Here is a 13,926-nt window from a genome sequence, read left to right on the forward strand (position 1 = left end):
CGGATGCCGGGACCCGGACCCGCACAGGGATCTCCGTCCGCGTTTCAGCGGGTGTCGCGCGTCAGAAGGGCAACAGGGGGTCGACGGCGATCGCGATGAACAGCAGCGTCAGGTACGTGATCGACGCGTGGAAGACCCGCATCGGCTTGGGCTCCGTGCCGCGCACGGCGCGGGCGTAGAGCACGTGGGACTCGTAGACGAACCAGCCGCCGAAGACCAGCGCCGAGACGGTGTACACCAGGCCCATGCCCGCCACCGGGATCAGCAGCAGCGAGCACGCCACGGTGGCCCAGGCGTAGAGGATGACCTGCAGGCCCACCTGCGTGCCGTTGCGGGTCGCCCCGAGCATCGGCACGGACACGTCGGCGTAGTCGACCTTGTACTTCATCGACAGCGGCCAGTAGTGCGGCGGGGTCCACAGGAACACCAGCACGAACAGGATCGCGGCGCTCCACGACAGCGAGCCGGTCACGGCCGACCAGCCGATGAGCACCGGGAAGCACCCGGCGATGCCGCCCCACACGATGTTCTGCTCGGTGCGGCGCTTGAGGATCATCGTGTAGATCACGACGTAGAAGAAGATGGCGGCCACCGACAGCGATGCGGCGACCCAGTTTGTCGTGGCCAGCAGCCACAGCGTGGATGCCACGGCGAGCACCCAGGAGAAGATGAGCGCGCCACGGGCGGAGACCTCGCCGGTGACGATCGGCCGACCCGCGGTGCGCTTCATGTGCGCGTCGATGTCGCGATCGAGGTACATGTTGAACGCGGCGGCCGACCCGGCGCTCATCGAGCCGCCGATGACGGTGGCCAGCACCAGCCAGACGTTCGGGAACCCGCCTTCGGCGAGGATCATCACCGGCACCGTGGTGACGAGCAGCAGCTCGAGGACGCGCGGCTTCGTCAAGGCGATGTACGCGCGCACCGTCCGCCGGAACGACGGGGTCGCCGTCTGCGCGCTGCCCGACGTCGTCGTGATGTCCATTTTCCCCGCTATCGCTGCTTGCACTACCACCTCAGTCTAGGCCATGGCCCCGCGGGCCCTTCCGCGCGCGCGATCGTCATACAGCGCGCGGACCGCCCTCGCGGGTACCCCACTTCGCTATGCTGAACGCACACGCGCGCCGGTGCCGCCGGCCCCCGCCACCTCTCCCGGATGAGGGCAGCGGGCTGGCCTCGACACGAAGCGCATCCCCTCGAGAAAGGCGACCGAGTGTCGGAATTGCAGTGGGACGAGATCGATCGGCGCGCGGTGGACACCGCTCGGGTGCTGGCAGCCGATGCCGTTGAGAAGGTCGGCAACGGCCACCCCGGAACCGCCATGAGCCTGGCGCCGGCGGCGTACCTGCTGTACCAGAAGGTGATGCGCCACGACCCGGCCAACACCCACTGGCTCGGCCGTGACCGCTTCATCCTCTCGGTCGGCCACTCGTCGCTCACCCAGTACGTGCAGCTGTACCTCGGGGGCTTCGGCCTCGAGCTCGACGACCTCAAGGCGCTCCGCACATGGGGCTCCAAGACGCCCGGCCACCCCGAGTACGGGCACACCGACGGCGTGGAGATCACGACCGGCCCGCTCGGTCAGGGACTGGCATCCGCCGTCGGCTTCGCCTATGCGGCGCGCTACGAGCGCGGCCTGTTCGACCCGGAGACCCCGGCCGGGCAGTCGCCCTTCGACCACGACATCTACGTCATCGCCGGTGACGGCGACCTGCAGGAGGGCGTCACCAGCGAGGCATCCTCGCTGGCGGGTCACCAGCAGCTGGGCAACCTCATCGCGATCTACGACTCCAACCAGATCTCGATCGAAGACGACACGAACGTCGCCTTCACCGAGGACGTCGCGGCGCGCTACGAGGCCTACGGCTGGCACGTGCAGACGGTCGACTGGAAGCGCACCGGCGAGTACGTCGAGGATGTCGCGGAGCTCCACGCCGCGATCGAGGCGGCCAAGGGCGAGACCGACAAGCCGTCGCTGATCATCCTCAAGACCATCATCGGATGGCCGTCGCCCGGCAAGCAGAACACCGGCAAGATCCACGGCTCCGCCCTCGGCGCCGACGAGCTGGCCGCCACGAAGAAGGTGCTCGGGTTCGATCCCGAGCAGAGCTTCGTCGTGGCCGAGGACGTGCTTGCGCGCACCCGCTCCCTCGCCGAGCGTGCCGCGACCGCCCGCGCCGAGTGGCAGACCGCGTTCGACGCCTGGGCCGACGCCCACCCCGAGCGCAAGGCGCTGCTCGACCGGCTCGAAGCCGGTGAGCTGCCCACGGACATCGCCGACGCGCTGCCGACGTTCGGAGCCGGCAAGGACGTCTCCACCCGCGCGGCGTCGGGCCTGGTCATCAACGCCCTCGCCGCAGAGCTCCCCGAGCTGTGGGGTGGATCGGCCGACCTCGCCGAGTCGAACCTCACCACCATCAAGGACGCCAAGAGCTTCATCCCCGAAGAGTGGTCGACCCATGAGTGGTCGGGCTCCCCCTACGGTCGGGTGCTGCACTTCGGCATCCGCGAGCACGCCATGGGCGCGATCGTCAACGGCATCAAGCTGCACGGTCCCACCCGCCCGTTCGGCGGCACGTTCCTCATCTTCAGCGACTACATGCGCCCCGCGGTGCGCCTGGCCGCGCTGATGGGCATCCCCTCGATCTTCGTCTGGACGCACGACTCGGTCGCCCTCGGCGAGGACGGCCCCACGCACCAGCCGATCGAGCAGCTGGCGACGCTGCGGGCCATCCCCAACTTCACGGTGGTGCGCCCGGCGGATGCCAACGAGACGGCCACCGCGTGGCTGGAGATCCTGCGCCGCCAGGACGGCCCCACCGGCATCGCCCTGACGCGTCAGAACATCCCGGTGTTCGAGCGCGGCACCGGCGACGCCGACGGCGACGTGTTCGCCTCGGCCGACAACGTCGCCAAGGGCGCGTACATCCTGGCGGAGGCCCCCGGCGGCACGCCCGACGTGATCCTCATCGCCACCGGCTCCGAGGTGCAGGTGGCCGTCGCCGCCCGCGAAACGCTCGCCGCCGAGGGGGTCAACGCCCGTGTGGTGTCGGCACCGTCGCTCGAATGGTTCGCCGAGCAGGATGCCGCCTACCGCGAGCAGGTTCTGCCGGCCGCAGTGAAGGCACGCGTGTCGGTCGAGGCCGGCTCACCGCTCACGTGGCGCGGCATCGTCGGCGACGCCGGTCGTTCGGTCGGCATCGACCACTTCGGCGCATCCGCCGACTACCACACCCTGTACGAGAAGTTCGGCATCACCGCCGAGGCCGTGGTCACCGCGGCACGCGAGACCCTCAAGGAGACGCGCGCATGACAACTCCCACCCAGGCCCTGTCCGACGCAGGCGTGAGCATCTGGCTCGACGACCTGTCCCGCCAGCGCATCACCACCGGCAACCTGCAGCAGCTCATCGACACCCGAAACGTCGTGGGGGTGACCACCAACCCGACGATCTTCCAGGGCGCGATCTCGGCCGGAATCGGCTATGAAGAGGCCATCGCCGCGCAGGCGGCCAAGGGCGCCTCGACCGACGACACGATCTTCTCGCTGACCACCACCGACGTGCAGAGTGCGTGCGACATCTTCCGCCCCATCTACGACGCCACCAAGGGCGTCGACGGCCGGGTGTCGATCGAGGTCTCCCCCGACCTCGCACACGACACCGCGGCGACCGTCGCCCAGGCCAAGGAGCTGGCGGCGGCCGTCGACCGCCCGAATGTGCTGATCAAGATCCCCGCCACCAAGGCGGGGCTGCCCGCGATCACCGAGGTCATCGCGGCGGGCATCTCGGTCAACGTCACGCTCATCTTCTCGCTGGAGCGGTACGCCGAGGTCATCGACGCGTACCTCGACGGCCTGGAGCGGGCGCACAGCGCGGACTTCGACCTGTCGCACATCCACTCCGTCGCGTCCTTCTTCGTCTCGAGAGTCGACACCGAGATCAACAAGCGTCTCGAGGCCGTGGGCACCGGCGAGGCCGAAGGACTCATGTCGCTCGCAGGCGTCGCCAACGCGCGCCTCGCGTACGAGCTGTTCGAGCAGAAGTTCGCTGAGAAGCGGGCGACCGACCTCGTCGGGATCGGCGCCAACGTGCAGCGGCCGCTGTGGGCGTCCACGGGGGTCAAGGACCCGAAGCTTCCCGACACGCTCTACGTCACCGAGCTCGTCGCGCCCGGCACCGTCAACACGATGCCGGAGAAGACGCTCGAGGCCACCTTCGACCACGGTCAGATCGTCGGCGACAGCATCAGCGGCACCTACGACGCCGCACGCAAGGTCTTCGCCGACCTCGACCGGCTCGGCATCGACCTCGTCGAGGTCACGCAGCTGCTCGAAGACGAGGGCGTCGACAAGTTCATCGGCTCGTGGCACGACCTGCAGGGCACCGTCACCGAGGCTCTCGAAGGGGCCAAGGCCAACGCATGACCTTCGACATCCGGGTCACCGGGCGCGCCAAGGCGGCGGTCGACCGCGTCCTGCCGACGCTGATCGCCGACCTCGTCGCCAGCGGCATCACCGCCGGTGACGCCGCCCTGTGGGGTCCCGCCGCCGAGGCGGACGCCGCTCAGCGTCTGGGCTGGGTGCAGGCGGTCAGCGTCTCGCGTCCGATGGTCCCCGAGATCCTCGCCCTGCGCGAGCAGCTCGTGGCGCGCGGCATCACCCGGGTCGTCCTCGCGGGGATGGGCGGGTCGTCCCTCGCCCCCGAGGTCATCGCGCAGACGGCAGGCGTGCCGCTGGTGATCCTGGATTCCACCGCGCCCGGCCAGGTGCTCGCCGCGATCGACGGCGACGGCGAGACCGGCGGCCTGGCCGAGACGGTGCTGGTCGTGTCGTCGAAGTCGGGTTCCACGGTCGAGACGGATGCCGCACGGCGCGCGTTCGAGGCCGCCTGGAGCGACCTCGGCATGGACCCGGCCGAGCACATCGTCGTCGTGACCGACCCGGGCTCGCCGCTGGACGAGTCGGCTCGTGCCGCCGGGTACCGTGTGTTCCCGGCCGACCCGACCGTGGGCGGCCGCTACTCGGCCCTCACCGCGTTCGGGCTCGTGCCCACGGGGCTCGCGGGCGTCGACATCAGCGAGCTGCTCGACGAAGCGGAGGCGACGCTGCTGGAAGTGGCGATCGACAGCCCCGACAACCCCGCGCTCGTGCTGGCCGCAGCCATCGCCGGCAGCGACCCGCTGCGCGACAAGCTGGGCCTGGTCAGCGACGGCACCCACATCATGGGCCTGCCGGACTGGATCGAGCAGCTCGTGGCCGAGTCCACCGGCAAGGACGGCACCGGCATCCTGCCGGTCGCGCTGCTGCCGGTGTCCCCCGAGCTGGATTCCCGTCCCGACGACCTGCAGATCCTGCGCCTGGTCGACGAGGCGCGCGAGTTCCACCTGGTCGAGCCGCACGAGGACGAGATCCTCGTCAGCGGGTCCCTCGGCGCCCAGCTGCTGGTGTGGGAGTATGCCACCGCGATCGCCGGTCGCCTGCTCGGCATCAACCCGTTCGACCAGCCCGATGTGGAGTCCGCCAAGGTCGCCGCCCGTGCGCTGCTCGACGCCCGACCCGCGCCGACGGAGCCGTCCTTCACGGAGCACGGCGTCGAGGTGCGGGTCTCCGACCCGGCTCTCGCGGCGTCCGGAACGATCGCCGGCGTGCTCGAGGCCCTCTGGGACCGCATCCCGCCGGACGGCTATGTGTCGCTGCAGGCATATGTCGACCGTCGCGAGCTGTCGCAGCTCGCGGGGCTGCGCGAGATGGTCGCCGCCGACAGCGGGCGTCCGACCACCTTCGGCTGGGGACCGCGGTTCCTGCACTCGACAGGGCAGTACCATAAGGGCGGCCCGGCCACCGGTGTGTTCGTGCAGATCCTCGACGCCGGCGAGGTCGACCTGGAGATCCCGGGCCGGCCGTTCACGTTCGGGCAGCTGATCCGCGCCCAGGCCGCCGGCGACGCCGCCGTCCTTTCCGAGACGCACGGTCGCCCCGTCGTCACCCTCACGCTCACCGAACCGCAGCCCGACGTGCTGACGCTGTTCGAAGCCGTCCTGGAGGACTGAACCCCCCGATGACCGTCGAGATCCGGCGCGGCCACAATCCGCTGCGCGATCCTCACGACCGCCGCCTCAACCGCATCGCCGGCCCGAGCGCACTGGTCATCTTCGGCGTGACAGGCGACCTGTCGCGCAAGAAGCTCATGCCCGCCGTCTACGACCTGGCCAACCGCGGCCTGCTGCCGCCCGGTTTCGCGCTGGTCGGCTTCGCACGCCGTGACTGGGCGGACGAGGACTTCGCCCGCGTCGTCTACGACGCGGTGAAGCAGCACGCGCGCACACCCTTCCGCGAGGAGACGTGGAAGCAGCTGCTCCAGGGCATCCGCTTCGTCTCCGGCGAGTTCGACGACCCGGAGGCGTTCCGTCGCCTGCGCGACACCGTGCACGCCCTCGACGTGGAGCGCGGAACAATGGGCAACCACGCCTACTACCTGTCGATCCCGCCCAAGGACTTCCCTCTGGTGGCGAAGCAGCTGAAGTCGTCGGGACTCGTCGACGACACCGCGGCGGGCGACTCGAGCTGGCGCCGCGTCGTCATCGAGAAGCCGTTCGGCAGCAACCTGCAGACCGCCCGCGCCCTCAACGAGGCGCTGGAGGTCGCGTTCCCGGCCGACTCGATCTTCCGCATCGACCACTACCTCGGCAAGGAGACGGTCCAGAACATCCTGGCGCTCCGCTTCGCCAACGAGCTGTATGAGCCGATCTGGAACCGCAACTACGTCGATCACGTGCAGATCACCATGGCCGAGGACATCGGCGTGGGCGGGCGGGCCGGCTACTACGACGGCATCGGCGCGGCGCGCGACGTGATCCAGAACCACCTGCTGCAGCTCCTGGCGCTCACCGCGATGGAAGAGCCCATCTCCCTGGATGCCACGCACCTGCGTGCCGAGAAGGAGAAGGTCCTCGCCGCGGTGCGGCTGCCCGAGGATCTGTCGACGGCGACCGCGCGCGGCCAGTACGCCGGCGGGTGGCAGGGCGGCGAGAAGGTCACCAGCTTTCTCGACGAGGACGGCATGGACCCGGCATCCACCACCGAGACCTACGCCGCGGTGAAGCTGGAGATCGCCACACGCCGCTGGGCCGGGGTGCCGTTCTATCTGCGCACCGGAAAACGGCTGGGCCGACGCGTCACCGAGATCGCCGTGGTGTTCAAGCGCGCCCCGCAGCACCTGTTCCTGCGCAACCAGACCACCGAGCAGGGCCAGAACGCGCTCGTCATCCGCGTGCAGCCCGACGAGGGCGTGACCATCCGCTTCGGCTCCAAGGTCCCCGGCGCCGCCACCGAGGTGCGGGATGTGACGATGGACTTCGGCTACGGCCACGCCTTCACCGAATCGAGCCCGGAGGCCTACGAGCGCCTGATTCTCGACGTTCTGCTCGGCGATCCTCCGCTGTTCCCCCGGCATGAGGAGGTCGAGCTGAGCTGGCGGATCCTCGACCCGATCGAGCAGTACTGGAGCGAGCAGGGCGGGCCGCTCGAACAGTACTCCCCCGGATCCTGGGGTCCCCCGTCGGCCGATGAGCTGCTGGCCCGTGACGGCCGCGTCTGGAGGCGCCCATGATCCTCGACATCCCCGACACCACGGTGTCCCAGGTGGCCCGCTCGCTGGTGAAGGTGCGCGAAGAAGGCGGCGCGGTCGCCCTCGGGCGCGTGCTGACGCTTGTCATCGCCAGTTCCCACGGGCTCGAGGAGGACGCCATCGACGCCGCGAACGCGGCCTCGCGCGAACACCCGATGCGCGTGATCGTGCTCATCAGCGAGCCCGACGGCGAACCCCGTCTCGATGCGCAGATCCGCGTCGGCGGGGATGCCGGGGCGAGCGAGGTCATCGTGCTGCGCGCTCACGGCGACGCCGCCAGCAACCCCGACAGCCTCATCACGGGGCTCCTGCTGCCGGACGCCCCGGTCGTGGCATGGTGGCCGGACCACCCGCCGGCCGTCCCCGCCGAGTCCGGGATCGGACGCATCGCGCAACGGCGCATCACCGACGCCTCGAGCAAGCCGTACAACTCCGACCGTCTCAGCGCCCTGGCGCGCACATACGCCCCTGGCGACACGGACCTCGCCTGGACGCGGCTGACCCACTGGCGCGAGCAGCTCGCCGCCGTGCTGGACCAGCCGCCCTACGAGCCCGTGACCGACGTCGAGGTCGTGGGCGCCGGCAGCTCTCCGTCCACGGCCCTCCTCGCGGCCTGGCTTCGCCTGAAGCTGGAAGTCCCGGTCACGTGGCGCTACGCCGACCCCGACGAGTGGGACCACGGCATCCGCTCCGTGCGTCTCACGCGCGCCTCCGGCGACATCGTGCTCGAGCGCAGCAACGACATCGACGCGAAGCTGGCGCAGCCTCAGCAGCCCGAGCACGAGATCGTCCTCCCCCGCCGCACCCTGCGCGAGTGCCTCGCCGAGGAGCTGCGTCGCCTCGACCCGGACGTCCTGTATGGTCGGGTGATCACACGCGGCTGGGAGCTGCTCGGCCCTGCGGTGACACGGGAGTCGCATGGCTGAGTTCTACGCCGAGAAGCGGGTCGTCGTGCGCCCCGACCGGGAGCACATCGCACGGTCGGTCGCGACGCGCTTCCTCTCGCGGCTGACCAAGCGCGGGCGCGAGGGACAGGTCACCCACGTGTCCCTCACCGGAGGCGCCATGGGCGCCGCCGTGCTGCGTGCGGCCGGCGACCATGCCAAGCGCGACAGCGTCGACTGGTCTCTCGTGCACTTCTGGTGGAGCGACGAGCGCTTCGTCCCCGCCGACAGCGGGGAACGCAACGAGGCGATGGCGCGTGAGGCCCTGCTCGGGCGCATCCCCGTCCCCGCCGAGAACGTCCACGCCATGCCCGCCTCCGATTCCGGGCTCGACCTCGACGAGGCCGCGACCGCCTACGAGCGCCAGCTGGCGCGTTTCGCCGACGTGGATGCCGGCCTCGCCTGGCCGACGTTCCACATCACCTTCCTCGGCGTCGGCGCCGACGGGCATATCGCGTCGCTGTTCCCCGACCGGCCGGAGATCCAGATCACCGACCGCGCCGTCGTCGGCGTCCGCGACTCGCCGGTCCCGCCCGCGGAGCGGCTCACCCTCACCCGGCCGGTCATCAACTCCTCCGCGCGCGTCTGGATGGTCGTCGCGGGCACGGACAAGGCCGCCGCGCTGGGCCTGGTGCTCGCGGGCGCGAGCTACGACAGCGTGCCGGCAGCGGGAGCGAAGGGGCGCAAGCGCACCATCATCTTCGTCGACCAGGATGCCGCGGCACAGGTGCCGCCGGAGCTGATCGACGGCGAGTACTGACGGCAGCGCCGGCGTTCCGGCGCCCGCAGGTCAGTCAGCGGCGCCGGGCTTTCCGGCGCCCGCAGATATCAGAGGCCGCGGCGCTCGCGCAGCTGCGTGAGGGCGTCCTCGAGGAGGGACTCGGCCTCTTCCTCGGTGCGACGCTCCTTCACGTACGCGAGGTGCGTCTTGTACGGCTCCGGCTTGGCCAGCGCCGGGGGGTTCTCCTTATCGCGACCGGCGGGAAGGCCGGAGTGCGGGGAGTCGATCGTCTCGGGGATCTCCTCATCGGAGATGCCGGCGGCGAAGTAGCGCACCGTCTCGTTGCCGAGGGCGTCCCAGTACGAGATCGCGACGCGGTCGGCGTGGAAGCCGTGGTCCTGCTCGCCCATGGGGCCTGCGCCCACCCTCGTGCCGCGGATCGCGTTTCCACCTGTAGCCATGTCAGATTCCCTGGAACTTGGTGATCAGGCCCAGGGCCACGATCGAGACGAACCACGCAAGGGCGAGGATGACGGTGAAGCGGTTGAGGTTGCGCTCGGCCAGGCCGGACGATCCCATCGCCGACGTCATGCCGCCGCCGAACATGTCGGACAGGCCGCCGCCGCGCCCCTTGTGGAGAAGGATGAGCAGGGTCAGCAGCAGGCTGGTGATGCCGAGCATCACCTGCATGACGAACTCGAGAATGGGCACTGTCGTGTAAGCCTTTCGCTGTGGTCACTGCCGGACCGCACAAGGGTCGAGTATACCGGGCGGGAGCCGCGCGGCGGGTTCAGCGGCCGGTGTGGCCGCTGAACCCGCGCACGGTCAGACTCCGACGTGCTTCTGGTAGCGGATGATCGCGGCGAACTCGTCGACCAGCAGGCTCGCACCGCCGACCAGGGCACCGTCGACATCGGGCTCGCGCATGAAGCTGGCGATGTTGCTCGACTTCACCGAGCCGCCGTAGAGCACGCGCGTGCGCTCGGCCGCCTCGGCGCCGAGCTTCGCCGCCACCACGTCACGGAGCTTCGCGCAGACATCCTGCGCCTGCTCGGGCGTGGCCGCCTGGCCGGAGCCGATGGCCCAGACCGGCTCGTAGGCCACGACGATGTCGGCATCCGCCGCCACCGACTCCAGAGCGACCTCGAGCTGGCCGACGGGCACGGCGCTGGCGCCGTGCGTCTCCAGGTCCTCGGCGGTCTCGCCGACGCAGATCACCGGCACGAGGCCGTGCCGCAGCGCCGCCTGCACCTTCGAGGCCACGACCTCATCGGTCTCGGCGTGATACTGACGCCGCTCCGAGTGACCGATGATGACGTACCGGCAGTCGAGCTTCGACAGGAACGCGCCGGAGATCTCCCCCGTGTACGCGCCCGCATCGTGCGCCGACAGGTCCTGCGCGCCCAGGGCGAACTCGATCTTGTCGGCATCCAGCAGCGTCTGCACGGCGCGCAGATCGGTGAACGGCGGGAAGACCGCCACCTCGACGCTGGCGCTGTCGTGCTTGGCATCCTTGAGCGTCCACGCGAGCTTCTGGACGAACGCGATCGCCTGCAGGTGATCGAGGTTCATCTTCCAGTTGCCCGCGATGAGCGGGGTGCGGTTCACTGCCATCCGAGGACCTCCAGTCCGGGCAGGCGCTTGCCTTCGAGGAACTCCAGGCTCGCGCCGCCACCGGTGGAGATGTGACCGAACTGGTCATCCGAGAATCCGAGCTGACGCACGGCCGCAGCCGAGTCGCCGCCGCCGACGACCGACAGGCCGTCGACCTCGGTGAGAGCCTGCGCGACGGCCTTCGTGCCGGCGGCGAACGCCGGCATCTCGAACACGCCCATGGGGCCGTTCCAGAAGACCGTCTTGCTGCTGCGGATCGCATCGGCGAAGAGCCCTGCGGTCTTCGGCCCGATGTCCAGACCCATCCCGTCGGCTCCGAACGCGGTGTCCTCCAGTGCGTCGACGTCGGCCACCACGTGGTCGGCGTCGGAAGCGAAGGATGCCGCCATGACGGCGTCGACGGGCAGCACGATCTCCACGCCACGCTCGGTCGCGTCGGCGAGGTAGCCGCGCACGGTCTCCAGCTGGTCCTCTTCGAGCAGGCTCTTGCCCACCTTGTGGCCCTGCGCGGCGAGGAAGGTGTACATCATGCCGCCGCCGATGCAGAGCTTCTGCACGCGGGGCAGCAGGTGCGCGATGACGCCCAGCTTGTCGCTGACCTTCGATCCCCCCAGCACGACCGTGTACGGCCGCTCGGGCTTCTCGGTCAGACGGTCGAGGACATCGACCTCCTTCTCGATGAGGTAGCCCGCCGCGGACGGCAGGATCTGGGCGAGGTCGTAGACCGAAGCCTGCTTGCGGTGCACGACCCCGAAGCCGTCGGAGACGAGCACGTCGCCGAGCTCCGCCAGCTGCGCGGCGAAGGCGCGGCGCTCGGCCTCGTCCTTGGCCGTCTCACCGGGGTTGAACCGCAGGTTCTCGATCACCGCGACGTCGCCGTCCTCCAGCGCGGCCACGGCCTCCTTCGCCGAGTCGCCCACGGTGTCCCGCGCGAAGGCGACCGGCTTGCCGAGCAGTTCCGACAGCCGCTGGGCCACGGGGGCCAGGCTGTACTTCTCCTCGGGGGCGCCGGCGGGCCGGCCCAGGTGCGAGCACGCGATGACGCGCGCTCCCTGGTTGATGAGTTCGTTCAGCGTGGGAAGCGCGGCCCGCACGCGGCCATCGTCCGTGATGACGCCGTCCCCCAGGGGGACGTTGAAATCAGCACGGACGATGACACGCTTGCCGGCCAGCGAACCCAGCGAGTCGAGGGTGCGCAGGGCCATGGCCGTCAGAGCTTGCTTGCGACGAGCTCGGTGAGGTCGACGAGGCGGTTGGAGTAGCCCCACTCGTTGTCGTACCAGCCGACGATCTTGACCTGGTTGCCCATCACGCGGATGAGGCCGGCGTCGAAGATGCACGAGTGCGGGTCGGTGACGATGTCGCTCGAGACGATGTCGTCCTCGGTGTACTTGAGGATGCCCTTGAGCGGACCCTCGGCAGCAGCCTTGAACGCGGCCTTGATCTCGTCGACCGTGATGCCGTCACGCGTCTGGACGGTCAGGTCGGTGGCGGAGCCGGTGGGAACCGGCACGCGCAGCGCGAAGCCGTCGAGCTTGCCCTTGAGCTCGGGCAGCACCAGGCCGATGGCCTTGGCGGCACCGGTCGAGGTCGGCACGATGTTCAGGGCCGCGGCGCGAGCGCGACGCAGGTCCTTGTGGGGGCCGTCCTGCAGGTTCTGGTCGGCGGTGTAGGCGTGAACCGTGGTCATCAGGCCGCGCTCGATGCCGAAGTGGTCGTTGAACACCTTCGCCATGGGGGCGAGGCAGTTCGTGGTGCACGACGCGTTGGAGATGATGTGGTGGTTCTCGGGGTCGTAGTCGCCCTCGTTCACACCGATGACGAAGGTCGCGTCCTCACCGGTGGCCGGAGCGGAGATGAGGACCTTCTTGGCGCCGCCGGCGATGTGCTTGCGGGCGTCCTCGGCCTTGGTGAAGCGGCCCGTGGACTCGATGACGATGTCCACGCCCAGCTCGCCCCAGGGGAGGTTCGCGGGGTCGCGCTCTTCGAAGACCTTGATCTTCTTGTCGCCGACCGTGATCGAGTCCGCGTCGTACGTCACGTCGGCGTCGAGGCGGCCGAGGATCGAGTCGTACTTGAGCAGATGCGCAAGCGTCTTGTTGTCGGTGAGGTCGTTCACCGCCACGATGTCGAGGTCCGCACCCTGCGCGAGTGCGGCGCGAAGGTAGTTGCGTCCGATGCGGCCGAAGCCGTTGATGCCGATTTTGACAGACACGATGTCTCCCGGTTTCCGTCGCGCCGGCGACGCCTGCTCGGCGTTCCAGACACGCGATCTCTTTGACAGAAGAGGATGCCGGAATCCACCCGTTTCCGAGGAGGATTCAGGCATCCTCACCTGAGTTTGACCCTACAGCAGACCGGCCGTCTTCTCACGGGCCGTGCTAAACCGGTCCGCCACATTCGCCCAGTTCGCGATGTTCCAGAACGCCTTGACGTAGTCGGCGCGCACGTTCTGGTAATCGAGGTAGTACGCGTGCTCCCAGACGTCCAGCAGCAGCAGCGGGACGGTGCCTGCGGCGAACTGCGACTGCTGGTCGAAGAACTGCTGGATGATCAGGTTCTGGCCCACGGAGTCCCAGAAGAGTCCTGCCCAGCCCGAGCCCTGCACGCCGAGCGCGGCGGCGGAGAAGTGCGCCTGGAACTTGTCGAACGAGCCGAAGTGGTCGTCGATCGCGGAGGCGAGGTCGCCGACCGGCTTGTCTCCCCCGTCCGGCGACAGGTTGGTCCAGAAGATCGAGTGGTTGACGTGGCCACCGAGGTTGAACGCGAGGTCCTTCTCGAGCTTGTTGACGTTGGCGAAGTTGCCGGTGTCGCGGGCCTCGGCGAGCTGCTCGAGGGCGGTGTTCGCACCGGTCACATAGGCCTGGTGGTGCTTGTCGTGGTGAAGCTGCATGATCTTGCCGCTGATGCTGGGCTCCAGCGCGGCGTAGTCGTACGGCAGCTCGGGCAGGGTGTATTTCGCCATGTTCGCTTCTTCCTGTCGGCGCCGAACCGAAGTCCTCGGAGCGGCGAGGGGACGG

At 69.5% G+C, this 13,926-nt stretch carries 13 protein-coding genes; 6 read left to right on the top strand and 7 right to left on the bottom strand.

Annotated features, from left to right (window positions below; translation table 11 throughout):
• Positions 1-61 precede the first annotated feature (61 nt).
• Positions 62-985: a heme o synthase gene (locus QNO26_RS09400; RefSeq protein WP_257530231.1), complete on the bottom strand. Its 924-nt coding sequence runs from the start codon at positions 983-985 to the stop codon at positions 62-64.
• 228 nt (positions 986-1,213) lie between these two features.
• Between QNO26_RS09400 and tkt the strand changes: the two genes are divergently transcribed.
• From tkt to pgl, 6 genes are read left to right on the top strand one after another with little or no spacing between them, the layout of a single operon-like run.
• Complete coding sequence (tkt, locus tag QNO26_RS09405; RefSeq protein WP_257638492.1) at positions 1,214-3,313, top strand: transketolase; 2,100 nt, start codon at positions 1,214-1,216, stop codon at positions 3,311-3,313.
• Positions 3,310-4,425 carry a transaldolase gene (gene tal, locus QNO26_RS09410; RefSeq protein WP_257638493.1) on the top strand — a complete coding sequence of 372 codons (1,116 nt, stop codon included), beginning with the start codon at positions 3,310-3,312 and terminating at the stop codon, positions 4,423-4,425. Before tkt ends, tal begins: the two co-directional genes overlap by 4 nt.
• A complete protein-coding gene (locus QNO26_RS09415; RefSeq protein WP_257638494.1) occupies positions 4,422-6,050 on the top strand; it encodes a glucose-6-phosphate isomerase in 1,629 nt (542 codons plus the stop codon). The genes tal and QNO26_RS09415 overlap by 4 nt, the downstream gene beginning before the upstream one ends.
• A gap of 8 nt (positions 6,051-6,058) precedes the next feature.
• Entirely contained in the window at positions 6,059-7,609 is a 1,551-nt protein-coding gene (gene zwf, locus QNO26_RS09420) for a glucose-6-phosphate dehydrogenase (RefSeq protein WP_257530223.1), read from the top strand.
• A complete protein-coding gene (locus tag QNO26_RS09425) occupies positions 7,606-8,553 on the top strand; it encodes a glucose-6-phosphate dehydrogenase assembly protein OpcA (protein WP_257530221.1) in 948 nt (315 codons plus the stop codon). The genes zwf and QNO26_RS09425 overlap by 4 nt, the downstream gene beginning before the upstream one ends.
• Positions 8,546-9,331 carry a 6-phosphogluconolactonase gene (gene pgl / locus QNO26_RS09430; protein ID WP_257638495.1) on the top strand — a complete coding sequence of 262 codons (786 nt, stop codon included), beginning with the start codon at positions 8,546-8,548 and terminating at the stop codon, positions 9,329-9,331. The genes QNO26_RS09425 and pgl overlap by 8 nt, the downstream gene beginning before the upstream one ends.
• A gap of 68 nt (positions 9,332-9,399) precedes the next feature.
• Here pgl and QNO26_RS09435 read toward each other — a convergent pair whose 3' ends face one another.
• The 6 genes from QNO26_RS09435 to QNO26_RS09460 form a co-directional block, all read right to left on the bottom strand.
• Positions 9,400-9,753, bottom strand: coding sequence for an RNA polymerase-binding protein RbpA (locus QNO26_RS09435; RefSeq protein WP_257530217.1), 354 nt, complete (start codon positions 9,751-9,753; stop codon positions 9,400-9,402).
• Position 9,754: 1 nt separating this feature from the next.
• Positions 9,755-10,003: a preprotein translocase subunit SecG gene (gene secG, locus QNO26_RS09440; protein WP_257530215.1), complete on the bottom strand. Its 249-nt coding sequence runs from the start codon at positions 10,001-10,003 to the stop codon at positions 9,755-9,757.
• Between the two features lie 114 nt (positions 10,004-10,117).
• Positions 10,118-10,906, bottom strand: a complete 789-nt coding sequence (gene tpiA, locus QNO26_RS09445; protein WP_257530213.1) for a triose-phosphate isomerase — start codon at positions 10,904-10,906, stop codon at positions 10,118-10,120.
• Positions 10,897-12,111 (bottom strand): phosphoglycerate kinase, encoded by a 1,215-nt coding sequence (locus QNO26_RS09450; protein WP_257638496.1) that lies wholly within the window; start codon positions 12,109-12,111, stop codon positions 10,897-10,899. Before QNO26_RS09450 ends, tpiA begins: the two co-directional genes overlap by 10 nt.
• Before the next feature lie 5 nt (positions 12,112-12,116).
• Positions 12,117-13,121 carry a type I glyceraldehyde-3-phosphate dehydrogenase gene (gap, locus tag QNO26_RS09455; RefSeq protein ID WP_257530209.1) on the bottom strand — a complete coding sequence of 335 codons (1,005 nt, stop codon included), beginning with the start codon at positions 13,119-13,121 and terminating at the stop codon, positions 12,117-12,119.
• A 132-nt stretch (positions 13,122-13,253) separates the two neighbouring features.
• Positions 13,254-13,871: a superoxide dismutase gene (locus QNO26_RS09460; RefSeq protein ID WP_257530208.1), complete on the bottom strand. Its 618-nt coding sequence runs from the start codon at positions 13,869-13,871 to the stop codon at positions 13,254-13,256.
• Positions 13,872-13,926: the final 55 nt, after the last annotated feature.

The sequence above is a fragment of the Microbacterium sp. zg-Y1090 genome (genome assembly GCF_030246945.1).
Classification (GTDB): Bacteria; Actinomycetota; Actinomycetes; order Actinomycetales; family Microbacteriaceae; genus Microbacterium; species Microbacterium wangruii.